Raw genomic sequence first — 23,678 nt, 5'->3', positions numbered from 1 at the left:
TGGAAACAATCACCTGATCAACACCGGATTAACGGGGTCTTCAGCAGGGTAACAGATTGACAAGACCACGACAGCACTGACCTATGCCCGAAAAGACGGAGCCAAATCATGCTGGCGTTTCATATCCAGACCAACGGGGCCAAGGCCCAGCTTTGCAGTATTGACCCGCCAGAACCCGGCGACAGCCAGGTCTGCATTCAAATCAAAGCCTGCGGTTTGAATTTTGCGGATCTCCTTATGCAGAAGGGGACGTATCAGGACACCCCGGTGGCGCCCTTTTCCTTGGGCATGGAAGTCGCAGGGATTGTTCGCGAAATTGGAAACAATGTACGCCACCTGAACCCGGGTGACCGCGTCGCTGTCTATTCCGGCCAGGGCGGCCTTGCTGAATTCGGAGTGTTCGACGCCGATCGTGCAATCGCAATCCCTGACTCTATGAGCTTTGAAGACGCTGCCGCAATTCAGATCACATATGGCACCAGCCATATTGCTTTGGGTCATCGTGCGCGGCTCAGGCCCGGCGAAACCCTGCTGGTGACCGGTGCGGCAGGTGGCGTCGGCCTGACGGCGGTAGAGATCGGCAAGCTTATGGGCGCCACGGTTATTGCGCAGGCGCGCGGCAGTGAGAAACTCAAGGTGGCACAGAGGGCCGGGGCCGATCATCTGATCGACGCATCCGAAGATCTCCGCGCCCGTGTCCAGGCATTAGGAGGCGCGGATGTCGTATATGACGCGATCGGCGGCGATGTGTTTAAAGCCGCCTTTCGCGCGACCAACCCCGAAGGTCGCATCTTGCCCATTGGCTTTGCGGGCGGTGAGGTGCCGCAAATTCCGGCCAACCACCTACTGGTCAAGAACCTGACAGTCATTGGGCTCTACATCGGAGGCTACTTGAAGTTTCGACCTCAGATTGTGACGGACAGCTTTGAAACGCTGTTTCGCTGGCATAGCGAGGGCCGCATCAAACCGCATATCAGCCATGTCCTGCCCCTGTCCGAAGTCGAACGCGGACTGGCCATGCTGCGCGACAGGACGGCCACCGGGAAAGTCGTCATAACCCCCTGAGGGATGATCAACCGACAACGGCTTTGAGCGGCACCCCCCCAAGCAAACGAAAGTTCTGGCGCACCAGCGTCGCCAACGCCTCAACCACGGCTCCGCGACCGGTTTCGCCGCCATACAAATTTATCATATGCGCGGGAAGCTCTGGCAGGACGCCACCTGAATCGATCTGGGCAAGATGTGCGGCCTCTGTCCCTTCGAGCATGGCATGAACCGCCAAATCGGCGCTGACCGTTGCCTCGATAGTACGGTCATTTTCGGTTTCCACCGAAAGCTCCCAGGGAATTCCAGCCGCGTCCAGCGCAGCAATGACCTGCGGCCTGAACAGACACCGACGCCCAAGCGCTAGCGGAATGGGGCGTTTTCGCCAGGCAGACCCGCCCGGCGCACCAATCCAGCGCAAAGGAAGCTCGGCAATCGTCTCGGCCCCTTGCCCCACTGTCGCCTCGGTCGTTAGGATCAAATCGCAGTCTCCGCGCTTAAACATATCCTTCAGTTGCAGCGAATAGGAGGAGATAAGCTGCACACGGACGCGTGGGAAATCCGCGTTGAACCGCTGCAGCACCCGGGGGATCGCCGGATAGACGATATCATGCGGCACACCAAGAACGACCTCGCCCTCATAGGCCTGATCCGTCAGCTTGGACATCACCTCGTCATTCAACGAGATCATGCGTCTGGCATAGGCCAAAAGCTGTTCGCCCGACGCTGTCAGCGCGATGGTTCTGCCACTTCGGTCCAGCAGCTCCAGACCTAAAAGCTCCTCCAACCGCTTTAGCTGCATCGATACGGCAGATTGTGTCAGGTGCAGGAAACCGGCTGCCCGCGTCACGCCACCCTGATCGGCAACTGCCACAAAGGAGCGGAGAGTGGTGATGTCCAGATTTCGCATCTTCACGATTCCTTATGGATGTGTTCAATAATATTCATTTTCAAAATGTGTCACAGCCCTCCATATAAATCAAGGAAGTTGATGCAATAGGCACAACACATCAGCAAAACCGAAAGGACAAGGCTATGACGCAAATCACAGCTTCAACATATTGCAAGCCACGGCAGCGCTTTAAGCTCACTTCTGTTCTGGATGCGCTATCGCTACGGCGCCAACGCTGTCAGCTCGCCAGATTGGACGACCGCGCCCTTCTCGATATCGGCATTACCCGTGAAGAGGCCGAAGCCGAAGCAAAACGCCGCATATGGGATGCTCCGGAATTCTGGCAAAAATGAACCTAATCCACTACTTTTACCACTGAATGGCGGCTGACACCTCGAAGCCGCCATTTTTGTTGCGTGTTTTAGCCTGTTTCCCGCGTTAAACCCTTGAAACACAGCCCGCACTTGCCGATATTTGCGAGGAGCGCGGCCTGACATCGGGACGCAAAAAGAATATGTGGAGGGAGACCTTTTAATGGCACAATTTGACACGATCCGGACGGCGACCGGTACGCGCGCTGCCCAGATTGACGAGGGCCTGCGCGCCCATATGAACAAAGTCTACGGCACAATGTCCGTGGGCATGCTGATTACATTCATGGCGGCTTGGGCCGTTTCCGGGCTAGCTACCACAACCGACCCATCGGCGGCAGCCGGGCAAATAAACTCGGGCACCTATCTGACGTCGCTGGGTGCCGCGATCTATACATCGCCTCTGCGCTGGGTGATCATGTTTGCACCGCTGGCGTTCATCTTTGGCTTTAGCGCCGGTATCAACCGCTTGTCCGCCGCAGCTGCACAGCTGGTGTTCTATGCATTCGCAGCAGTGATGGGCCTGTCGATCAGTTGGATTTTCATTGCCTTTACCGGCATGTCGATCATTCAGGTGTTCCTGATCACGTCGATCGCTTTCGCAGGACTATCCTTGTACGGTTACGTCACCAAGAAAGACCTGTCCGGAATGGGTACATTCCTGATCATGGGTCTTATTGGCCTGATCGTGGCGATGGTTGTAAACATCTTCCTGCAGTCACCCGCGATGATGTACGCGATCTCGGTGATCGGCGTTCTGATCTTTGCTGGTCTGACCGCCTATGACACGCAAAAGATCAAAACCACCTACCTGCAGATGGCTCATTCGGGCGACCAGGAATGGTTGGGTAAAGCCGCAATCATGGGCGCGCTGAGCCTGTATCTGGACTTTATCAACATGTTCATGTTCCTGCTGCAGTTGTTTGGAAGCCGTGAATAGTCCGGACCACCAACCATTTTGAAAATGTCAAAGGCGGGCCGATTGGTCCGCCTTTGTTCTTTCTGGTTAGCACTGGCTTTAGGCTCGAATGCCGCAACAAAAAAGGCCTCTCATCCTGACGATGAGAGGCCCTTCAATTCCACAGCAATATGAATTTAGCTGCAGTTCAACTGAACAGCAAATCCGGAGCTGCGCTTTTCTGAACCTTTGCGATAAACGTCGCCGACAGGCAAGCAGCCAGTGAATTGTTCAGCGCTAGTACCAAAGTTTGCACCAATCGTATTCGGAACCCTGGTGCGGCTATTTTCGGTACGCACGACGCCGAAAAGCGTTCCGTTCACTTCAACAGTGCTCAGGAACAGGTTTGTATCTGAGCCGGAAACGACTACTGCGCTGGTATCGCTGCGCGCGCCATTTTCTATTGCAACACGTGCAATTTTACCCGGATCGGTCTCGTCCGTTGAAACTCTGACCGGGGGCAGCTCTGCCAACTCTGCGGGAACATTGGTGGACTCTGGAACAAACGCCGCCGCACCCGGCACTTCGCTGATGCTCCGCGGCTCACCATCAATGCCCGTAAAGCCAACACCCTCGCGGTTATAGGGGTCTTCACAGGCTGCGAGAGCCAGAATAGTTGCTGTGGATAACAAGATTTTTTTCATGACGGCCAACATTTTGGAACGGTTAGCTCAAGCGTAGTTGCAATACATTCCAAAAAGCAACCCAGCGGGCAAACGAATGCCTCGGCTGCTGATGCTTCGCTGCAACGGCCTCCAAGCGCGCTCCGGCTGCCTTGAGCCGATAGATTCAGGTATGAAACATCGTCGCGCAAACGAAAAAGGCCCTGTCGAAACAGGACCCTTGTCATTCTGTCCAAGCAGGACGGCAGATTACTTGATCTTGCCTTCCTTGTACTCGACATGCTTCCGAACGACCGGGTCGTATTTACGAACGGTCATTTTCTCGGTCATGGTGCGCGCGTTCTTTTTGGTCACATAGAAGTGGCCCGTGCCCGCGGTCGAGTTCAGACGGATCTTGATTGTCGTCGGCTTCGCCATGGTTATCTCCTGCGTCCGAAAAGGCAGGGGCCTTTCGGTTGAATTCCTATGAGCGTGCGCTTTTACCCGGTCATGCAGCCGAGTCAACCTGAATTCGGGTAGATCGGCGCAGATTTCATCAAAACACAAGATCGTCCCTGCACCCAGCTTATCGCAGACCTTAACGCGGCCATTTCGGCCACAAGGGATGCCAGCTCAGCAGCCACAGCAAGACCTATATCAAAGGATGACTCCAGCCGTGACCCACCTGTGGAACAACGCGATTCGTCTTAGCAATATTAACGCGCGGAGGGCCTGTAAGCCGGATCTTGTTCCAGGGTTGCCCCCTTCGATGACCATTCCTCTAGGCCGTGCATTGCTGCACGGCTCAAGCTGCCAACCCGGTCCCTCTCGGCCAAGACGCACTTAGCGGCGGTATCGGCGGACGCCGACCTGCCCGCGTGGGGACCCTATTTGGCATTGCTCCCGGTGGGGCTTGCCGTGCCACCCCTGTTGCCAGGGGCGCGGTGGGCTCTTACCCCACCGTTTCACCCTTACCATGCACGCATGGCGGTCTGATTTCTGTGGCGCTTTCCGTCGGGTTGCCCCGCCCGGGCGTTACCCGGCACCGTTGTCTTGTGGAGTCCGGACTTTCCTCTCGGGCTTACGCCCCAGCGGCCATCCGGCCCTCCGCGCGGAGACGTGGGTATGCGCAGTGTCAGGCCGCGTCAAGGGCCGATAGGGCGTTAAGGGGCAACCCGTTCTTGGCCTGCGGTCAATTCAGCCCCGAGATATTTTTTGGCCAGATGAAAAGCGGATCAGGTCCAGAGCGCCGCATGGCCGAGCGGGGTGAAGTCCGCAGGTACCAACGGGCCTTTGGCCCAAGGGCGGTATCTGAGACGCACGGTGGCAAGCAGCGTGTCGTCGTCCGTTTCGGGCGGAAAGCCCATCTGTTGCGCCAACGCACGGAACAGCGGCATCGAGGCCTCTTGCGGGCCGTCATCCTGGCCACGTTGGCCAGCAAGATTGAGATGTTCGAGCCGTTGCCAGGGAAAGCGCGGGCCGGGGTCGACCTTGCGCCCCGGAGCCATGTCGGAATGGCCGATAACCCCGTCCGGTGCAATCGCCCATCGGGCCATGATACGGGCCAGAAGCCACTCAAGCGTGGTCATCTGAGGTTCGGGAAAAGGATAGGTGCCAAGGCTATCCAGCTCTATCCCAATCGAACGCGAATTGATATCGGTTCGCCCGCGCCACTCCCCTGCTCCGGCGTGCCAGGCCCGGTCCTCTTCGCGCACCATTTGCCAAAGCGTGCCATCGGAACCGATCAGGTAATGCGCAGAGACTTCGAAGGCCGGGTCACACAAGCGATCCAGCGCAGCCTGCGCGCTGTCCATTGCGGTATAGTGCAAAACGATCAATGACGGCACCAACCCATCTCGGCGGTCTCCGAAATTGGGTGAAGGATGCCAGATGGGCTTTGGATCAGTTGTTGACGGCACTGCGGAACGGGCTGGGATCCCAGCCGCAAGCATATCCATCGCCATCAGGGTCAAGCCCCTTGCGGTCCTTCTGGGGACCGCCATTCGACAGGAACTCGATCTGCGCCTGGTCCGCCGATGGGAATTTCGCGCAATTCCGCTGTGCCTTGGCCTGCAGGTTGAACCCCGCACGGCTGTAAAGCTGGGCACCGACCGGATTGGATGTGCTCAGCGCGTATTGGACGATGTTTGGCTGACCATCCGCTCCGCGTTGCGGAACCGCGGTTGGGGCGACAACCTCATAGGTTTGGCTGTTCTGTTCGATTCGAGCAGCATCGGTTTCGATACTGCGACGTTCAGAAACCGCAGCAAAATCCTGTTCGTCGGAGATGCCGCTGTTGCTGGCAGTCGGCACCGATGCTGAAGTGGCGGTCGCCTGCGTCGAGGTGCTTGCAAGCGCTGCTGCAGTGGCCGTAGCCAGGTCAGCGCCATCCGCGCCCGATGTGGACGACCCCAGAGGTTGTTGCGAGACCTCATAGGGTTCTGGTAGAGGGCTTCCAGTGCCGCCCTGCCCTGCCAGCTCAGCTTCTCTTTGCGCCTGATAAGTCGGGGTGTTGAACCCTGTACCCTGAACCGGGGCCACCGTGTTACAGGCGGCCATCAACCCGATTGCGGGGATCAGAATCGAAAAGCGCATCCAGCTGCTCCGTTCTACGTTGTCTTGTTGATCAGAGGATTACCACCATTTCCCCGGCTTGGCCACAAAGCCCGCAGCGCTTTCCAGCGCATAGGCTGTGTTCAGCAAATCGCCTTCGTCCCATGGACGGCCAATCAGCTGCAGACCAAGCGGCAAACCCTGAGAATCAAGACCTGCAGGAACCGAAATGCCCGGCAAACCAGCAAGGTTGACCGTCACGGTAAAGACGTCGTTCAGATACATCTGAACCGGATCCGCCTCGGTCATTTCACCCAGACCGAACGACGCCGAAGGCGTGGCCGGGGTCAGGATGGCGTCAACACCGGCGGCGAAAACGTCCTCGAAATCTTTCTTGATCAACGTGCGGACCTTGCGGGCGCGGTTGTAATAGGCGTCATAGAAACCCGCCGACAGAACATATGTCCCGACCATAACCCGGCGCTGAACCTCGTGACCAAAGCCCTCGGCGCGGGTTTTCTCATACATCTCGGTGATGCCGTCGCCTTGCCCCAACTGCGCGCGGCGGCCATAGCGGACACCATCATAGCGCGCCAGGTTCGAGGACGCCTCGGCAGGCGCAATCACGTAATAGGCGGGTAGCGCGTATTTGGTATGCGGCAGCGAAATGTCGACGATCTCGGCCCCTGCGTCCTTCAGCATCGCAGCGCCATCTGCCCAGAGTTTTTCGATCTCGGCGGGCATGCCGTCCATCCGGTATTCCTTGGGGATACCGATCTTCTTGCCCTTGATGTCGCCGGTCAGCATAGCCTCGAAATTCGGGACGGCCAACTCGGCGCTGGTGGAATCCTTGGGGTCATGACCGCACATGGTTTCCAGCATGATCGCCGCGTCGCGGACATTCTTGGTCATCGGCCCGGCCTGATCCAGTGAGGATGCAAAGGCCACGATGCCCCAGCGCGAACACCGGCCGTAGGTCGGCTTGATGCCAGTAATCCCGACAAAAGCCGCTGGTTGACGGATCGAGCCGCCAGTATCGGTGCCAGTGGCGGCCAGACACAGATCAGCCGACACCGCCGAAGCCGATCCGCCGGAGGACCCGCCCGGTGTCAGCTGTGCGTCGTCATTGCCACGGCGCCACGGGCTAACCGCATTGCCATAGACCGAAGTTTCGTTGCTGCTGCCCATGGCGAATTCATCCATGTTCAGCTTGCCCAGCATCACGGCACCGGCGTCGGCCAGTTGCTGCGAAACGGTGGATTCATATTCCGGCTTGAAGCCTTCCAGAATCTTCGAGGCCGCCTGCGAGGGCACGCCCTTGGTGCAGAACAGATCCTTGATGCCGATCGGCAGACCGCACATCGACGGGGCATCCCCTGCTTTGATCCGCGTATCCGCAGCCTTGGCGCGTTCCAGCGCAAGCTCTGGCGTTTTGTGGACAAAAGCGTTCAGCGCATCGGCGGCATCAATGGCGGTCAAGCAGGCTTCGGTAAGTTCAACCGAGGTGACATCACCGGCACGCAGCGCGTCGCGGGCCTCGGCCAGGCCCAGTTTGTTCAGTTCGCTCATGTCTTACTCCACCACTTTGGGGACTGCGAAGAAACCCTCGCGTGCGTCGGGGGCATTGGCCAGAACCTTGTCCTGCTGGCTGCCGTCGGTGACCACATCCTCGCGGCGCTTCAGGCGCATCGGTTCGACCGAAACCATCGGCTCGACACCGTCGACATCCACTTCATTCAACTGTTCGATGAACCCAAGAATGGTGTTGAACTCGGATGCCAGCGCAGGCAGCGCGTCATCCTCGACCTTGATCCGGGCCAGTTTGGCCACCTTTGCGGCGGTGCTTTGGTCAATCGACATCGGAAAACCTCATATGCGTCAGGGGGCATTTACCTGTCTGATGCCTCGGTCGCAAGGGTAGCAGGCGGTTGTTCTGCCCCTTCTATGCAAGGAGGTGGCTTAGCCATACAAAAATGCATAGCGCCTATGCACAAAAGTAAACCAATTAGTTCAGAATCCGCCTTGAAAAAGTGAACTGCGCCGTTCACTTCTTACAGCATGGCACAGCCACTAACTGGAGTAAGATGATGAAAACGCTCATGACCGCATTTGTGTTGGCCACTACTGTTCTTGCTGCGCAAGCTCAGGCATTCGGACCCACCATGGGTTCGCTAACCCGCGACCTGTCTTTCCCCGATCAGGTTTCCGAACCAGTTACACAGGACAAAACGAAGCTGGGTAACTGACGCCACAACTTCGTCCGGGTCGGATCCCCCCTCTCCGACCCGGAATTTCGCATTTGACTGCTGCGTTTGATTTGCCGACTCGCTACGATGCGTCCGAACACACCGCCGGATTTCCGGCAAGCCCACGGAGCATAGAATGAGCGCGCGAAAACAGGCAGTCCTGGACGCAATCGACGCAGCCAACACCCAAGATCCAACCTTAGAGAACGGCCAACCCGCAGCGTTGCTTTACGGACAACGCATGAGCGCTGAACTGGCCAGGCTTTTTCCCGATGCATCGAACTCGCTTGAGATCGCCGCACGCGGGCAACATGTTGAACGCTGGAAGCTGGCCCGAAGTGAATATCCCGAAGGGCGCGCCGGGTATCTGGCTTGGCGCAAGGCGCAGGGCGAACACCATGCGCAAACCGTCATGACCTTGATGAAGCAGTGCGGATTTGAAGAAAACGAAATCCAAGACGCCGGACGCATGGTGCGCAAGCAGGGTATCAAACGTGACAACGAGGTGCAGGCGCTGGAAGATGTGGCCTGTTTTGTGTTCCTCAAATGGTATTTCGCTCCCTTCGCCGAAAAGCACTCGCAGGAAAAAATCCTCAGCATTGTCGAGAAAACCGCGCGTAAGATGTCATCCGATGCACGCACCAGGGTTCTGGCCGAATTTGACCTGCCCGCAGAACTGGCTGCTGCGTTTCAGGCCTGAGACGCACGGCTTAGGTGCCTGCGGTAGACCTCGATCATCCAGCCCAACATCGTGGCGTTCAGGATGTGCCACAGAAAATGCGTGCCAGTCGGGAACTGCGTGCAAATCGGAGCGTCCAAAGCGCGAAAGGTAATCGACACGATCAGGATCACTGCGCCGGTCGCCAGCCCGCGGGCGGTATCAGGCAGGCGTTTCGACAACAGGACGGCGTAAATCAGGATCAATAGCGGCACCGGAGCATAGGCGGCCGATCCGCCCAAAACCGGAATCAGTTGGAACACCGGAATCGTCAAAGCGGCATATGGCACAAACAGGGCCGCGCCGATCCCCGCGTAAAGCGGGCGCAACTGCCAGACGTCGCGATTCATTGCAAATATATAGGTCAGAATAAAAAGCAGGATGGGTGCAGTATCCGCCAACGCGGACCAGACCTGTGCATGGGTGTGAAACAAATAACTGCCAATTCCGATGCCTACCAGGATAACCACAAGCATTTTTGCCAATGGCATCCCCGGCCCGCGCACCCGCCGCCACATAATGAAAGCCGCAATCAAAAAGGCGGCATTCGTAACCGCATTTATCGGCTCTGCCCAATAGGCAGGCGATAAACGCTCGCAATAACTGTCAATTTCCCGAAACCAATCCATGAAATTTTACATACCCGATGCTAGTCTGCAGCCAACAGTTCATTTGGGAGTGCTTTTCATGAATATCATCTGGCTTGGGCATGGCAGCTTTCGCATTGAAACAGCAGGACAGGTTCTGCTGATCGACCCTTGGCTGACCGGCAACCCCGTTTTGCCTGAAGATCAGCATGACGCTGCTTTGGAAGGCGCGACACATATCCTGCTGACACACACGCATTTCGATCATGTTGTTGACGTTGTCTCATTGGCCAAACATCTGAACGTCCCCGTGGTCGGTCAGTATGACCTGATGGGGTACTGGAGCGAAGCCGAAGGTCTGGAAACAGTCGGCTTCAACAAAGGCGGCACGGTCAACCTGAACGGCGTTATGGTCTCGATGGTACCCGCCTCGCACAGCTCGACATTTTCGACCCCAGACGGGCTGCGCACCGGTGGCAGCGAGGTCGGTTTCATGATCTCATCCGAGGGGCACATGCTCTATGTTTCGGGCGACACCGATATCATGGCCGATATGGACTGGATGGGGGATTACTATAATCCCGATATTGGTATCCTGTCCGCAGGGGGCCATTTTACCATGGACATGAAAGGCGCCGCCTATGCTGCAAAGCGCTATTTCAATTTCAAAACCGTGATTCCCTGCCATTACAAGACCTTCCCGATTCTGGAGCAATCCGCGCAGGTGCTGGAGGACGGTTTGCCGGGTGTCGAGGTGATCGAACCGCAGCTGATGCAAGCCATCAAGCTGTAGCCGCTTGATGAGTAACGCGGTAACACCCTCTCCAGAACTGGTCGCTGTCATACGGCGCTGGAATGATGCGGTTCGCCTCAAGGATCGCGCCGCGCTGATGAACCTGCTCTCGTCATCTGAACATCTGCGGTATCAGGGGTCGGCAGATGGCGAAAGCTGGTCCGGACAGGTGTTCCGCCAGGGCTTTGCCGACCACACTCGCGAAATTCCGGATTTCAGCTGGGACGAACATTCGCTCGAGGCGTTTGAATGCGGTGACATAGGATGGGCCCATTGCGAAGCAACACTTGCATTCACATCAAACGGCAAAGCCGCGCTCCATAGGTTCACCTTTGTATTGCATCTGGAAAACGGTGTCTGGAAGATGATCCTGATGCATGTCTCCAACCCAACTTCGAACATGGAGAAAATCGGGATCGAGCATGAAGCGCTGAACGCATTGGTCGCGGCAGCTCGGCAGGAATTCACTCAGGATCAACAAGAGGGCGCGGCTTCGGTCATGTTTACTGATATCGCGGGTTCTTCTGAAATCACGCGTCAGGTCGGAGATCACAAATGGACCGCGCTCATATCCAGCCATTTCGATCTGGCTAAAAACCTGATTCACACCCATGGCGGCCGACTGGTCAAATCACTTGGGGATGGCACGATGTCGATCTTCTCCTCTGTCCACGACGCGATCCAAGCGGCGACCGAATTCCAGAGGGAAAATGCGGCCCTACAGTCGGATATACCTTGGGTCTTCGGGTTGGCATTCATACCGGCGATGTCATTCAGCGGGACGAGGATTTCTTTGGATCGGTGGTCAATAAGGCCGCACGGGTGACTGGCCTTTGTGGCGCAAATGAAATTCTTGTCACCGACGTTACCCGATTGCTGCTGGGCGCGACCGCCGGGCTGCAGTTCAGCGCTCCGATTTCGGCTCAACTAAAGGGGTTCGGTGGGCCACAGACGGTCTATCGCGTGGACTGGGCCAAACCCTTGCACCGCAGGCCGGTCCCAACCCAGATTATTTACCGGTTCTCTTTTTGGTGAAGAATTCGCGCAGCAGGGCTTCGCAATCCTTGGCGGCAATACCGTCAAACACTTCGGGTTTATGGTGCGACTGTGGATGGGAAAACACCCGCGCCCCGTGAGCTACCCCACCCGATTTGGGGTCAGAGGCCCCGTAATAGATCCGCCGAACACGAGCGGCGGCCAAAGCCGCGGCGCACATCGCACAGGGTTCCAGTGTGACATAGAGGTCGTGGTCAATCAGGCGTTCCGATCCGGTCGCAGCACAGGCGGCGCGCAGGGCCAGTATCTCGGCATGTGCGGTTGGGTCGTTCAACTCGCGTGTCTGATTGCCTGCCACGGCGACAACCCGGTCGCCCAGCACGATAGCAGCCCCTACCGGAACTTCGCCGCGTTCACCGGCTTCGCGCGCCTGCTCAAGCGCGATATCCATGTACGATTTGAACTCCATGCCTCTGACTGCATCAGAAACCTGCCTTTCGCAAGGCGGCGGGATGCGCTATGGGCTGCAAATGACTAATACCCCTCCTCCAGGCGACCGGATCGCCAAAGTCCTTGCCCGCGCTGGCGTCGCCTCGCGCCGGGAAGCGGAACGCATGATCGAAGCAGGTCGTGTGGTTGTGAACGGCAAGACCATCGACAGCCCCGCGCTGAACGTTACCGCCAAAGACAAGATCACCGTCGACGGTAAACCGGTCTCCGAGCCGGAACCGTCACGTCTTTGGCTGTACCACAAGCCACCCGGTCTGGTTACGACGACGAAGGACGAAAAAGGCCGCGCGACGATCTTCGACAAACTGCCCGAGGACATGCCCCGCGTCATGAGTGTCGGGCGGCTTGACCTGAACTCGGAAGGGTTGCTGTTGCTGACAAATGATGGCGGCATCAAGCGCAAGCTGGAACTTCCTGCCACCGGATGGCTGCGCAGATACCGCGTCCGTGTAAACGGGCGTCCAAAAGACGAGGATTTCGCGCCGCTCCGAAAGGGGCTGGTGATCGAGGGTGAACGGTTCCAACCGATGGATGTAACACTCGATCGGCAACAGGGCGCAAACGCCTGGCTGACCATTGGCCTGCGCGAAGGTAAAAACCGCGAAATCCGCCGCGCGATCGAGGATATCGGCTTTGCCGTGAACCGGTTGCTGCGCGTCTCGTACGGCCCGTTTCAGTTGGGCAAACTGAAACCCGGAGAGGTCGAGGAAATTCGCCGCCGGGTCATGCGTGATCAGCTTGGTCTTGAGGCTGAGCCAGAGGCTCCGGCCAAACGCCCTGCACGACCACAGCGCAAACGGCCTCCGATCGGCAAGAAATCTCGCAAATGATAAGGGTTAGGTAACCTTCCCCCTAGCGCCGGGGCCGCGCATCCCCTAAGTTTTCCGCAAAGAGAAACTCAGGGAGCATCATGTCCGGGTCCGGAGTACAAAAACTGGCTTACGTGGCCTTGTTGGTTCTGTTGTTCGGCGTCTGCACCGGGTTACTGGGAGGGCTGTAAGCACATGGCCAAACGCTTTGGCGGCAAATACAGCCCAAACGACTCAGATTCGTCGACAGATCAACCGGCGCGCGGTCAGTTTGATGGCGCGCGCGTAGAACCGGCTGGCGCGCGAGCTAATATCCTGTTTATCCCGGCTGTTCCATTGGTGTTTCTGTCGCTGAACGACGGTGCGATCGGGATGACCATTGGACTTGTTGCCGCTGGTTTGCTGACCGGGGCGGCCTTTCTGCTGCGCGAAGGATTGCGGGCAGAGGCGGCCTATAACGCACGGCGCACAGCCCGGCGCCCGGCCATTCCCCGCAAGATATTTTCCAGCGCTCTGACCGGCCTTGGGGCCGGGTTGGCCTCATACCGATCCGAGTTTCTCGATGCGGCAACCGTGTCTGACGCCAGCCTCATCGCCCCAGTTTTATTCGGCACCGCCGCTGCTGTGTTGCATTCCGTTTCCTTCGGCCTGGACCCTATGTCAGACAAAGGCATGGAAGGCATCGATACCTTTCAGCAGGACCGTGTCGCACGGGTAGTCGAAGACGCTGAGGCGCATCTGACCGAAATGACCGACGCCATCAAACGTGCTGGGGACCGCCGGATCGAAGCGCGGGTCGAGCGATTTCAGGAAACTGCCCGCGATTTGTTTCGCACCGTCGAAGAAGACCCGCGCGATCTGGCCGGAGCAAGAAAATACCTGACCGTCTATCTGCAGGGGGCCCGTGACGCGACGGTCAAGTTCTCGGATGTTTATGCCAGAACACGTGATGCGCAGTCACTGCAGGATTACTCGTCTCTACTGGATGACCTGGAACAGAATTTCTCTGCCAGGACCCGTAAGATGCTATTGGATGACCGCAGCGATCTGACGGTTGAAATTGACGTGCTGCGCGAACGGTTGCAGCGCGAAGGCGTTCGGTTGGACTGACCGGCCCAAAGTATACAGAGAGGATTACCCCATGTCCGAGGAAGTAAAGAACAAGGCAGTCGAAGCCGAAACGCTGGTACAGGAAGTGACCGCCGTAGCCCTGCCCGACCCCACGGCGGAAGTTGTCCTTCTGAAAGAGGCCGACGAGCCTGTAGGTGCTGAAATTCGTAAACGCATGGGCGAGATCGACATGGGGAACACGAACTCGATCGTGTCCTTCGGCTCGGGTGCGCAGGCCGAGTTGCAGGAAATCAGCCAGGCGATGCTGGCGGATGTCCGCAACAAGGATGTCGGTCCGGCAGGTGACAGCCTGCGTAATATCGTGACCACGATCCGTGGATTCTCGGTCAGCGAACTCGACGTGCGGCGCGAGCGTAGCTGGTGGGAAAAACTGTTGGGCAAGGCCGCCCCGTTCGCCAAGTTCACCGCCCAATACGAACAGGTTCAAGGCCAGATCGACCGGATCACGGATGACTTGCTTTCGCATGAACATACGCTGTTGAAGGACATCAAGTCCCTGGACATCCTGTATGAAAAAACCTTGGGCTTTTATGATGAGCTGGCGCTTTACATCGCGGCCGGCGAAGAGAAATTGAACGAACTGGACAGCCGGGACATTCCTCAGAAAGAGGCCGAGGTTCAGGCCGCGCCCGAAGAGGATCAGGTGATGAAAGCGCAGGAGCTGCGCGATTTGCGTGCTGCGCGCGATGATCTGGAACGCCGGGTGCATGATCTGAAGCTGACGCGACAGGTAACCATGCAGTCGCTGCCCTCGATCCGTCTGGTTCAGGAAAATGACAAATCCCTGGTGACCAAGATCAACTCGACCCTAGTGAACACCGTACCGCTCTGGGAAACCCAGCTGGCACAAGCCGTCACCATTCAGCGCAGCGCCGAGGCCGCCGCCGCCGTGCGCGATGCGAATGACCTAACCAACGACCTTCTGACCGCGAATGCCGCCAACCTGCGCGAGTCGAACAAGGTGATCCGTCAGGAAATGGAGCGCGGTGTCTTTGATATCGAGGCCGTAAAACAGGCCAATGCCGATCTGATCGGAACCATCAATGAAAGCCTGGAGATTGCGGATGAAGGCAAGGCCAAACGCGCCGCTGCCGAGCAAGAGCTGCAGAAGATGGAAACCGAACTGCGCGACACTTTGGCCGCAGCCAAAGCGCGCAAGGACGGTATCGGTGACAACGCCGGAACAGCTGTTCCGGGCTAATGGTGGATTGAAGGTGCGGTCACAGGGATATCTGAAGCCCGTATTGGGTCTGGTCGCATTGCTGGCGCTGGCCAACTGCGACGAGGCCCTGACGTCTTCGGTTGCCACTCAACCGCGCCCCGTAGTCCCCCCAGCGCCTGCCCCTAATGTCTATGTACCTCCATCTGCGGCCAGTCAGGATCTGGCGCGGTTCTATCAGCGGGTAGAACGTGACCTGCTAACGCGTGGTATGCTGCGCAGCGATGGCGGCGGGCCGGACACACCCTATGATGCCAGCGATCTGGAGCGCAATTTCGAGACGATTGCCTTTTTCAACGAGTATCCAGATCACGCCGTCACCGCGACCACATACTCGACCGAGGGCCAGCTTAGCCGATGGTCCGCCCCCATCCGTGTTCAGACAGAATTCGCCCCGTCTGTGTCCCCCGAAATGCGGGCAAAGGATGCCGAACAGGTCGAGACCTTTACCGCGCGGCTGTCCAAAGTGACCGGTCATCCGATGTCTGTCGTTACCCGCAAGGCAAATTTCCATGTCTTTTTCGCGGGAAAGGATGACAGTGCATACGTGGTCTCCCGCCTGAAACAGCTTGTACCTGGCATCGATCAGCCATTGCTTGACCTGGTTGCAAACCCGCGTTCAAATATTGACTGTTTTGTCATCGCGTCTCCGACCAACCGGTCCCTGCACCGATTTGTTCGGGCGGTGGTGCTGATCCGTGCTGAATTGCCTGATATGCTGCGGCGCAGTTGCATCCACGAAGAAATGGCGCAGGGGCTGGGACTCTCCAATGACAGCAACGCTGCGCGACCATCCATCTTTAATGATGACGATGAATTTGCGCTGCTGACCAGCCATGACGAGAAATTACTGACAATGCTCTATGACCCGCGTCTTGAGCCTGGCGTGGCTGTCGAAGACGCGCGTCCCGTGGTGCGGATCATTGCGCGCGAACTGATGGGCCAGCAGCTGTGAGCCCAAGATAAGGAGACCCCAAATGGGTATTTTCGATTTTCTGACCGGCGAGTTCATCGACGTCATCCACTGGGTCGACGACACCCGCGATACGATGGTCTGGCGGTTCGAACGCGAGGGCCATGCGATCAAATACGGTGCCAAACTGACCGTGCGCGAAGGCCAGGCGGCCGTTTTCGTGCATGAGGGGCAGCTGGCGGATGTTTTCACTCCCGGTCTCTATATGCTTGAGACCAACAATATGCCGATCCTGACGACACTGCAGCATTGGGACCATGGCTTTCAGTCTCCGTTCAAATCCGAGATTTATTTCGTCAACACGACTCGCTTCAATGACCTGAAATGGGGCACCAAGAATCCGATCATGCTGCGCGATCCGGAATTCGGACCGACCCGCATTCGCGCTTTCGGTACTTATACAACCCGGGTCAAAGACCCAGCAAAATTCATGATCGAAATCGTCGGCACCGATGGTGAGTTCACGATGGATGAGATCAGCTTTCAGGTGCGCAATATCATCGTTCAGGAATTCAGCCGGGTCATCGCAGGATCAGGCATTCCAGTTCTGGACATGGCCGCCAATACCGCCGATCTGGGCAAGTTGATCGCGGCAGAAGTGACCCCGGTCTTGGACGGGTACGGGCTGGAGATGCCTGAATTTTATATCGAGAACATCTCACTGCCACCCGCAGTTGAAGCGGCGCTGGACAAGCGGACATCGATGGGGCTGGCTGGTGATCTGGGTAAATTCACCCAGTATTCAGCCGCTGAGGCGATGACAGCCGCGGCCAACAATCCCGGTCAGGGCGGTGGCATGGGCGCTGGCCTTGGCATGGGAATGGGCATGGCCATGGCACAGCAGATGTCAAACATGGCAGCGGGTCAGCCGAGCGGTCCGTGGGGCGGTTCCGCCCCCGCTGCCCAGCAACCTGCGGCGCATACGGCGCCTCCGCCGCCACCGCCAGTGGAACATGTCTGGCATATCGCTGTTGACGGGCAAACCAGCGGGCCATTTTCCAAGGCCAAGATGGGCCGCATGGCGACAGAGGGAGAGATCACCCGTGACACCCATGTCTGGACCGCGGGTCAGGACGGCTGGAAAAAGGCGGGTGAGGTACAGGAACTGGCACAGTTGTTCACGATCCTCCCGCCCCCTCCGCCCGGAGCCTGAAGTGACGGAAAGCTTAGGCAGCAACGTTTAACGCGTATCCGCAACCTCTCTGAAAGAGCAAACGAATGTCTACTTTGGACCGCTACTCAAAGCCCCAAATTGTATTGCACTGGCTGATCGCTGTGATCATCATCGGCGAATGGATCAGCAGCGATGGCATGGGACGGGCCCTGCACGCCCGGCTCGAGGGCAACACGGTCTGGACAGAAGGCGCCACCCCTCATGTCTGGCTTGGCTGCATCGTCTTTGCGCTGATCCTGGTCCGCATCCTTCTTCGGTGGCGACAGGGCGCGCCTGCCCCGGTTGAGGAGAGCTCGGCCCTGATGGCGACTGCAGCAAAGTTGGGACATCTGTTGCTGTATGCGCTGATGGTCGCCGTTCCGATCTTTGGTATGCTGGCCTGGTTCGGGGGAATCCATGTTGCTGGTGAGGTCCACGAAACCGTGGGCAATGCCCTGTTGTTCGTCGCATTAGGTCACGCTGCCTTTGCCATCTGGCATCATTTCATCAAACGGGACGGGGTGCTGAACCGGATGCGCCTGTCCTCTGGCCGATAACGCAAATTCGAGGCTTCAATGGCCCCTACCGACCCTAACATTGTAGACGAATACCGCTTTCCCTGCGATCAATGCGGGGCGGATTATCGGTTCAATCCCGATGATGGTACGCTCACCTGTGACCATTGCGGTCACTCCGAGGCGATTGGCGCCGGACCGTGGGGCGGTGCCAGCCTGAAAGAGCTGGATTTCAACAGTGCGCTTTCGGATCAGCTGCCTGACGATGAGATCGAGGAAACGCGTGTTCTGACCTGCCCCAACTGTGCGGCTCAGGTTGAATTCGACCCGGCTACGCACGCAGCCGAATGCCCCTTTTGCGCAACCCCAGTAGTGACGGATACCGGCATCAGCCGTCACATCAAACCCCGCGGCGTGCTGCCCTTTGCGCTGGATGAACGCACTGCGCATAAAGCGATGGGAGACTGGCTGGGACGGTTATGGTTCGCCCCAAACGGGTTGAAGGATTATGCCCGCAAAGGGCGCAAGATGCAGGGTATCTATGTTCCATACTGGACCTTCGATGCGGATACGAAATCCACATATCGGGGCGAGCGCGGTATAGTTTACTATGAAACACGCAGTGTCATGCGCGATGGCAAGCGTGTACAGCAAAGGGTCGCCAAGGTGAGATGGTCCCCGAAATCGGGCCGGGTCGCACGGTTCTTTGATGACGTTCTGGTTTTGGCATCGCGGTCTTTGCCCAAGAAGTACACCGACGCGCTGGAACCCTGGGATTTACCCGCGTTGGAACCGTATCAGCCTGAGTACCTCGCCGGTTTTCGGGCCGAGGCCTATACAGTCGAATTGAATAACGGCTACACCGAAGCCCGCACACATATGTCCCGCGTGATAGAACGGGATGTACGCTTTGATATTGGTGGCGATCGGCAGCGCGTTCATGCGGTTGAGACCGATGTGCGGGATGTGACCTTCAAGCATGTCCTATTACCGATCTGGATGGCCGCCTACAAATATCGGGGGCAGACCTACAGGTTTGTGGTCAACGGCCGCACCGGGCGCGTTCAGGGTGAACGTCCCTGGTCAGCGCTCAAAATCTCGGTCGCCGTGTGCCTTGGCCTGCTGGTGGCAGCCGGTGTTGGCTATCTGGTGGCAACCGGTCAACAGTGACCCTGCCGACCGCATCAGCCCTTGAACATCCGCCGGTCTGACATCATCTTGCGCCCTGTCAACGCCGATGGGGAGGCCTGTGTGACACTATCCGCTCTGAACAATCTACTGGATCAACGGCATTCCTGCCGCGCCTTCCTTTCTGACCCGGTGCCAAAGGATCAGATTAATCAGATCCTGACCAGCGCAGCCCGCGTTCCAAGCTGGTGCAATGCGCAGCCCTGGAACGTGACCATCACCAGCGGGCCAGAGACCGATAAGTTTCGGAAGGCACTGCAGGATGAGGTAACCGCGGACACGCCATCCCCGGACCTGCCCTTTCCTGCCTCCTATTCGGGCATCTACCAGGAACGACGCCGTGAATGCGGCTGGGCCCTTTACGAAGCCGTTGGCGTTGAACGCGGAGATCGCGCCGGGTCCACCCGGCAGATGATGGAGAATTTCGTCCTTTTCGGAGCGCCCCATTGTGCAATCATATCCAGCCCAACGGAACTCGGCGCTTATGGCGCCATGGATTGTGGTGGCTTTGTTACGGCCTTCACCCTGGCGGCGCAGGCTCTGGGCATAGCGACAATTCCGCAGGCCGCAGTGGCCAGCTATGGCCCTTTTCTGCACCGATACTTCAACATCCCGGATGACCGTCTGATCCTATGTGCGATCTCTTTCGGCTATGCAGACAAAGACCACCCGGCCAACAGGTTTAGAACCAGTCGCGCCGCGCCCGACGCGTTTGTCGAGTGGGTCGACTGACCATCAAATGGAGGAACCAAATGCGTGCGCTGTTGCAGAGGGTCTCGCAGGCAAAAGTCTCGGTCGAGGGTACGGTGATCGGACAAACCGGTCCGGGCCTGCTGATACTGGTTTGCGCGATGCAAGGAGACGACGAACAAAAGGCCGAACAGCTTGCTGCCAAGGTCTCGAAGCTGCGGATATTCAAGGATGAGGCCGGCAAGATGAACCGATCGGTTCTGGATATGGGCGGCTCGGCCCTAGTAATCAGCCAGTTCACACTTGCCGCTGATACCTCGCGCGGGAACCGCCCGGGGTTTTCTGAAGCGGCGCCGCCAGAGGTTGGAGAACGCTTGTATGAGGTTTTCGCGCATCGGCTAAGTGGTCTTGGCGTCCCTGTCGAAACCGGCCAGTTCGGGGCGGATATGGCCGTGGAACTGGTCAATGACGGACCAGTTACGATCTGGGTCGAAAGTTGATGGTGCAAAGGCAAATGGCAACCCGGATTTGGCAGGCCGGGGTTGACGCGGTTAGTGGATATGCGGCGACGTTAACGGCGCTGAATGATATCGAGGCTCCCGACCAAATTCTGGCTGTCGGCAAAGCTGCGGCGGCGATGACCCGCGCAGCGCTGGACCATTTCGGCCCCCTCCCCGCTTTGGTTGTCACCAAAGATGGCCACGGGGACGCCCTGCCTGACCATGTCAGGGTGATCGAGGCCTCTCATCCCGTTCCAGATCTTCGCAGTCTGCAAGCAGGCCGCGCACTGCGTGAGATGGTCCAGTCGATGGGATCGTCTTCGCATTTGCTACTTCTGACTTCGGGTGGGGCCTCGTCTTTGGCCGAGGACCTTGTACCCGGCAAAACGCTGGCGAATCTGGAGCAGTTGAACCGAAAACTGCTGTCGGAAGGGATGAATATCTCTGAAATGAACGCCGAACGGCGCAAACTGTCCCAGATCAAAGGGTCTGGCCTGTTGGCCCAGTTCAAAGGAGCGAAGGCGACTGTACTGGCGATTTCCGATGTGCCCGGCGATGACCTGAACGTTATCGGATCGGGCATTGGCGCACTTCCTGAGCCGCGCGATTTTCAGGGAGTTGCGCACATCGTTGCATCGAACAAGCATGCCCGTGCTGCCGCCGTCCGACAGGCCATGGCCGAGGGCGCACCCGTTCTAGCGAATGAGGAATGCCTGCACGATGACCTGAAAAGCATAGCAGCCCGTTTGGGGCCACGGCTGCGCAATATGCCCGAGGGCGTCATGGTTTTCGGTGGAGAGCCAACTGTCGTGCTGCCCAGAAATCCAGGCAAGGGTGGGCGCAATCAGGCCCTCGCTTTAGCGTTGGCCAGAGAAATCGCGGGTATTGCTGGGCTGACGCTGCTTGTCGGGGGCACCGACGGCACCGACGGGCCAACCCAGGCCGCGGGGGCGATTGTTGACGGGACCACCTGGGGCGATGGTGCGGAAAAGGCGCTGCGGGATGCTGACAGCGGCAGCTATCTGGAACGCGTAAATGCTCTTTTCGTCACCGGACCGACCGGAACCAACGTAATGGACCTTATTGTCGCAATCCGAGGCTGATTTGACGATTTTCACCTGCACCAAATCCCTTTTGGCCCCGAGACTGACCGAATGAATCCAGCCGACAATTCGCTACTCGACATCGAAGACCGTCCAGATGTCGGCATTCACATGCCGGATGGGTGCCGGCTTTCAGCCCGGATATGGAAGCCGTCGAATGCAGAAAGCCACCCTGTACCTGCCATTCTGGAGTTCCTGCCCTATCGCAAACGCGACGGCACTGCGACACGAGACGCCCTGACCCATCCATGGTTTGCCAAGCGCGGCTACGCCTGCATCCGCGTGGACATGCGCGGCAATGGTGACAGCGAAGGGCTGATGGAGGATGAGTATACCCAGCAGGAACTGGACGATGCAGTTGCAACTATCGAGTGGCTGGCGCAGCAACCGTGGTGCTCTGGTTCTGTAGGAATGATGGGGATCAGTTGGGGCGGTTTCAATGCTTTGCAGGTGGCAGCACTACAGCCAGAGGCGCTGAAGGCGATTATCACGCTGTGCTCGACCGCCGACCGGTATGCGGACGACATCCACTACAAGGGAGGCTGCCTGCTGAACGAAAATCTCGGCTGGGGTGCGACCATGTGGTCTTATTCATCGCGCGCTCCCGATCCGGCCCTGCGTCCGAACTGGCGCGAGCTGTGGCTGGACCGCCTTGAGAACGAGCCCTTTCTGCCCTCTGTCTGGTTGCGCCATCAGACTCGGGATGCCTATTGGCGTCACGGGTCAGTCTGCGAGGATTTCAGCGCTATCCGGGCGGCGACTTTGGCTGTTGGCGGCTGGGGTGACGCCTATAAGAATACGGTGCCTTTATTGGTTGAACAGCTTGATTCTCCGGTCAAGGGGATAGTCGGATCTTGGGTTCACAAGTATCCGCATTTTGCTGTTCCGGAGCCCCGAATCGGATTTCTGCAAGAGGCCCTGCGTTGGTGGGACCACTGGTTAAAAGGCCAGGATACTGGCATCGACCAGGAACCCGACTATCGCGCCTATCTTATGGATGGGGTACGCCCCCAGCGCTGGTACAAGGAACGGCCCGGTTGCTGGATAACCGAGGATAAAGGCGCGACCTCGCATCTTCCTATTCAAACTCTGAATATTTCTAATGCTGGGCTGGACCAACCCGGACGGCTGGACATGTGCATCCGATCCCCCCAGACCTGCGGGATGGAAGGCGGAGAATACTGCGCCATCTGGTTGGGGCCGGATATGCCGGGCGATCAGCGTGCGGATGATGCATTTTCGGCCTGTTTCGACAGCGCCCCACTAGTCAATGATCTGAACATCGTGGGCGCGCCGCAAATATGCCTGCACATCAGTGCCGATCGTCCCTATGCACAGATGGCAGTGCGCTTGAATCACGTCCATCCCGATGGGGCAACAACACGCATAACATACGGTGTCCTTAACCTGTGCCATCGCGATACCCATTCGCAACCGACCGAATTGGTCCCCGGCAAGGTTTACGAGGTCACGCTGGATCTGGACCATATCGCATATCGGGTGCCAAGGGGACACCGCTTGCGGATTGCGGTATCCAGCGCCTATTGGCCGCTGATCTGGCCTTCACCCGAGTCTGCAGAACTGCATCTGACCGAGGGCCAAATCAAGCTGCCCATCCGTCACGCGGCGAGCGAGGCATATGTATTCCCTCCCCCGGAAGCCGAGGCCGCACACGACATCTCGAATGTCCGAGACAGCCGGAACTCTCGACAGGTCGAAACTGACATGAACTCGGGGGAAACTCATCTGATTATAGAAGATGACTTTGGCCTTGTTACAGACAACCACCACGGCCTGACACATGGCGGAACAGCCTTTGAACGTTGGTCGATTCGCCCTGATGACCCGTTATCTGCGCGCGGATATTGCCATTGGACACAAGAGATAATCCGTGACGGCACAGAGCTGCGTACAGAAACATCTTGCGAAATGTGGTCAGACGCCGGAAACTTCTACCTCTGTGCTGAACTCAAGGCATTTGAAAACGGCAGTTTGGTATTTTCAAAGACTAAGGAGGATACCGTACCGCGTAATCATATGTGAAATTCAAGCAGGTCTGAGCCGGACTTTTTTCTTGCTCGACCAACCGAATTGCGCCTAACTTGACTGGCGCGTCAATAAAAAAAC

At 57.8% G+C, this 23,678-nt stretch carries 27 protein-coding genes, 1 other RNA gene and 1 pseudogene; 19 read left to right on the top strand and 10 right to left on the bottom strand.

Annotated elements, in window-relative coordinates; translation table 11 throughout:
* The first annotated feature begins 108 nt into the window (after positions 1 to 108).
* Entirely contained in the window at positions 109 to 1,065 is a 957-nt protein-coding gene (locus tag AC2FLE_RS00795; RefSeq protein WP_496694771.1) for an NADPH:quinone oxidoreductase family protein, read from the top strand.
* A 7-nt stretch (positions 1,066 to 1,072) separates the two neighbouring features.
* On the opposite strand, the gene AC2FLE_RS00790 is transcribed toward AC2FLE_RS00795, so the two are convergent.
* The gene (locus AC2FLE_RS00790; protein ID WP_142636745.1) at positions 1,073 to 1,954 is read right to left on the bottom strand and encodes a LysR family transcriptional regulator; all 882 of its coding nucleotides are present in this window, start codon (positions 1,952 to 1,954) and stop codon (positions 1,073 to 1,075) included.
* Between the two features lie 125 nt (positions 1,955 to 2,079).
* On the opposite strand from AC2FLE_RS00790, the gene AC2FLE_RS00785 reads away from it, so the two are divergent.
* Together AC2FLE_RS00785 and AC2FLE_RS00780 are read left to right on the top strand one after the other, a co-directional pair.
* Positions 2,080 to 2,289 carry a DUF1127 domain-containing protein gene (locus tag AC2FLE_RS00785; protein WP_142636743.1) on the top strand — a complete coding sequence of 70 codons (210 nt, stop codon included), beginning with the start codon at positions 2,080 to 2,082 and terminating at the stop codon, positions 2,287 to 2,289.
* A 181-nt stretch (positions 2,290 to 2,470) separates the two neighbouring features.
* Entirely contained in the window at positions 2,471 to 3,247 is a 777-nt protein-coding gene (locus AC2FLE_RS00780; RefSeq protein WP_496694770.1) for a Bax inhibitor-1/YccA family protein, read from the top strand.
* Positions 3,248 to 3,402: 155 nt separating this feature from the next.
* Here the strand turns inward: AC2FLE_RS00780 and AC2FLE_RS00775 are convergent, their stop codons facing one another.
* From AC2FLE_RS00775 to gatC, 7 genes are all read right to left on the bottom strand, one after another.
* Entirely contained in the window at positions 3,403 to 3,909 is a 507-nt protein-coding gene (locus AC2FLE_RS00775) for a hypothetical protein (protein WP_496694769.1), read from the bottom strand.
* Between the two features lie 228 nt (positions 3,910 to 4,137).
* Complete coding sequence (gene rpmG / locus AC2FLE_RS00770; protein ID WP_007799108.1) at positions 4,138 to 4,305, bottom strand: 50S ribosomal protein L33; 168 nt, start codon at positions 4,303 to 4,305, stop codon at positions 4,138 to 4,140.
* A 281-nt stretch (positions 4,306 to 4,586) separates the two neighbouring features.
* An RNA gene (gene rnpB, locus AC2FLE_RS00765) (RNase P RNA component class A) lies at positions 4,587 to 4,978 on the bottom strand.
* Between the two features lie 124 nt (positions 4,979 to 5,102).
* Positions 5,103 to 5,819 (bottom strand): N-acetylmuramoyl-L-alanine amidase, encoded by a 717-nt coding sequence (locus AC2FLE_RS00760; RefSeq protein WP_496696057.1) that lies wholly within the window; start codon positions 5,817 to 5,819, stop codon positions 5,103 to 5,105.
* Entirely contained in the window at positions 5,770 to 6,462 is a 693-nt protein-coding gene (locus AC2FLE_RS00755; protein ID WP_496694768.1) for a hypothetical protein, read from the bottom strand. The genes AC2FLE_RS00760 and AC2FLE_RS00755 overlap by 50 nt, the downstream gene beginning before the upstream one ends.
* A 39-nt stretch (positions 6,463 to 6,501) precedes the next feature.
* The gene (gene gatA, locus AC2FLE_RS00750) at positions 6,502 to 7,989 is read right to left on the bottom strand and encodes an Asp-tRNA(Asn)/Glu-tRNA(Gln) amidotransferase subunit GatA (RefSeq protein WP_496694767.1); all 1,488 of its coding nucleotides are present in this window, start codon (positions 7,987 to 7,989) and stop codon (positions 6,502 to 6,504) included.
* Positions 7,990 to 7,992: 3 nt separating this feature from the next.
* Positions 7,993 to 8,280 carry an Asp-tRNA(Asn)/Glu-tRNA(Gln) amidotransferase subunit GatC gene (gatC, locus tag AC2FLE_RS00745; protein ID WP_170562049.1) on the bottom strand — a complete coding sequence of 96 codons (288 nt, stop codon included), beginning with the start codon at positions 8,278 to 8,280 and terminating at the stop codon, positions 7,993 to 7,995.
* 227 nt (positions 8,281 to 8,507) lie between these two features.
* On the opposite strand from gatC, the gene AC2FLE_RS00740 reads away from it, so the two are divergent.
* Positions 8,508 to 8,666 carry a hypothetical protein gene (locus AC2FLE_RS00740; RefSeq protein ID WP_496677714.1) on the top strand — a complete coding sequence of 53 codons (159 nt, stop codon included), beginning with the start codon at positions 8,508 to 8,510 and terminating at the stop codon, positions 8,664 to 8,666.
* 136 nt (positions 8,667 to 8,802) lie between these two features.
* A complete protein-coding gene (locus AC2FLE_RS00735; RefSeq protein WP_496694766.1) occupies positions 8,803 to 9,366 on the top strand; it encodes a DUF4202 domain-containing protein in 564 nt (187 codons plus the stop codon).
* Here AC2FLE_RS00735 and AC2FLE_RS00730 read toward each other — a convergent pair.
* Positions 9,357 to 10,013 carry a ceramidase domain-containing protein gene (locus tag AC2FLE_RS00730; protein WP_496694765.1) on the bottom strand — a complete coding sequence of 219 codons (657 nt, stop codon included), beginning with the start codon at positions 10,011 to 10,013 and terminating at the stop codon, positions 9,357 to 9,359. The two genes, AC2FLE_RS00735 and AC2FLE_RS00730, sit on opposite strands and share 10 nt — an antisense overlap.
* Before the next feature lie 58 nt (positions 10,014 to 10,071).
* On the opposite strand from AC2FLE_RS00730, the gene AC2FLE_RS00725 reads away from it, so the two are divergent.
* Genes AC2FLE_RS00725 through AC2FLE_RS00715 form a run of 3 tightly spaced genes read left to right on the top strand, consistent with a single transcriptional unit; the run spans position 10,072 to position 11,799 of the window.
* Positions 10,072 to 10,764 carry a metal-dependent hydrolase gene (locus tag AC2FLE_RS00725; RefSeq protein ID WP_496694764.1) on the top strand — a complete coding sequence of 231 codons (693 nt, stop codon included), beginning with the start codon at positions 10,072 to 10,074 and terminating at the stop codon, positions 10,762 to 10,764.
* Between the two features lie 7 nt (positions 10,765 to 10,771).
* On the top strand, positions 10,772 to 11,590 hold the full coding sequence (locus tag AC2FLE_RS00720; RefSeq protein WP_496694763.1) for a nuclear transport factor 2 family protein: 819 nt from the start codon (positions 10,772 to 10,774) through the stop codon (positions 11,588 to 11,590).
* The gene (locus tag AC2FLE_RS00715) at positions 11,500 to 11,799 is read left to right on the top strand and encodes an adenylate/guanylate cyclase domain-containing protein (protein WP_496694762.1); all 300 of its coding nucleotides are present in this window, start codon (positions 11,500 to 11,502) and stop codon (positions 11,797 to 11,799) included. The genes AC2FLE_RS00720 and AC2FLE_RS00715 overlap by 91 nt, the downstream gene beginning before the upstream one ends.
* Here the strand turns inward: AC2FLE_RS00715 and AC2FLE_RS00710 are convergent.
* The gene (locus AC2FLE_RS00710; RefSeq protein ID WP_496694761.1) at positions 11,774 to 12,229 is read right to left on the bottom strand and encodes a nucleoside deaminase; all 456 of its coding nucleotides are present in this window, start codon (positions 12,227 to 12,229) and stop codon (positions 11,774 to 11,776) included. The two genes, AC2FLE_RS00715 and AC2FLE_RS00710, sit on opposite strands and share 26 nt — an antisense overlap.
* A gap of 61 nt (positions 12,230 to 12,290) precedes the next feature.
* Between AC2FLE_RS00710 and AC2FLE_RS00705 the strand changes: the two are divergent.
* The 11 genes and pseudogenes from AC2FLE_RS00705 to AC2FLE_RS00655 form a co-directional block, all read left to right on the top strand.
* A pseudogene (locus AC2FLE_RS00705) lies at positions 12,291 to 13,097 on the top strand (pseudouridine synthase); the annotation flags it as partial.
* Positions 13,098 to 13,274: 177 nt separating this feature from the next.
* On the top strand, positions 13,275 to 14,189 hold the full coding sequence (locus AC2FLE_RS00700; RefSeq protein ID WP_496694760.1) for a 5-bromo-4-chloroindolyl phosphate hydrolysis family protein: 915 nt from the start codon (positions 13,275 to 13,277) through the stop codon (positions 14,187 to 14,189).
* Between the two features lie 31 nt (positions 14,190 to 14,220).
* A complete protein-coding gene (locus AC2FLE_RS00695) occupies positions 14,221 to 15,411 on the top strand; it encodes a toxic anion resistance protein (RefSeq protein ID WP_281994942.1) in 1,191 nt (396 codons plus the stop codon).
* Positions 15,412 to 15,478: 67 nt separating this feature from the next.
* Positions 15,479 to 16,384, top strand: a complete 906-nt coding sequence (locus AC2FLE_RS00690) for a DUF2927 domain-containing protein (RefSeq protein ID WP_496696055.1) — start codon at positions 15,479 to 15,481, stop codon at positions 16,382 to 16,384.
* Between the two features lie 22 nt (positions 16,385 to 16,406).
* Positions 16,407 to 17,555, top strand: coding sequence for an SPFH domain-containing protein (locus AC2FLE_RS00685; protein WP_496694759.1), 1,149 nt, complete (start codon positions 16,407 to 16,409; stop codon positions 17,553 to 17,555).
* Positions 17,556 to 17,620: 65 nt separating this feature from the next.
* Positions 17,621 to 18,112 (top strand): cytochrome b, encoded by a 492-nt coding sequence (locus AC2FLE_RS00680; protein WP_281994944.1) that lies wholly within the window; start codon positions 17,621 to 17,623, stop codon positions 18,110 to 18,112.
* Between the two features lie 18 nt (positions 18,113 to 18,130).
* Positions 18,131 to 19,240 (top strand): TFIIB-type zinc finger domain-containing protein, encoded by a 1,110-nt coding sequence (locus tag AC2FLE_RS00675; protein ID WP_496694758.1) that lies wholly within the window; start codon positions 18,131 to 18,133, stop codon positions 19,238 to 19,240.
* A gap of 81 nt (positions 19,241 to 19,321) precedes the next feature.
* Positions 19,322 to 19,990, top strand: a complete 669-nt coding sequence (locus AC2FLE_RS00670; RefSeq protein WP_496694757.1) for a nitroreductase — start codon at positions 19,322 to 19,324, stop codon at positions 19,988 to 19,990.
* A 20-nt stretch (positions 19,991 to 20,010) separates the two neighbouring features.
* Positions 20,011 to 20,448 (top strand): D-aminoacyl-tRNA deacylase, encoded by a 438-nt coding sequence (dtd, locus tag AC2FLE_RS00665; RefSeq protein ID WP_496694756.1) that lies wholly within the window; start codon positions 20,011 to 20,013, stop codon positions 20,446 to 20,448.
* Between the two features lie 14 nt (positions 20,449 to 20,462).
* On the top strand, positions 20,463 to 21,551 hold the full coding sequence (locus AC2FLE_RS00660; RefSeq protein ID WP_496694755.1) for a glycerate kinase type-2 family protein: 1,089 nt from the start codon (positions 20,463 to 20,465) through the stop codon (positions 21,549 to 21,551).
* Between the two features lie 51 nt (positions 21,552 to 21,602).
* Positions 21,603 to 23,594 (top strand): CocE/NonD family hydrolase, encoded by a 1,992-nt coding sequence (locus tag AC2FLE_RS00655; RefSeq protein ID WP_496694754.1) that lies wholly within the window; start codon positions 21,603 to 21,605, stop codon positions 23,592 to 23,594.
* Positions 23,595 to 23,678: the final 84 nt, after the last annotated feature.

The organism is Ruegeria sp. CDSA077, from assembly GCF_059612265.1.
The sequence above is the reverse complement of the archived record's forward strand: the minus strand, read 5'-3'. Positions and strand labels throughout refer to the sequence as shown.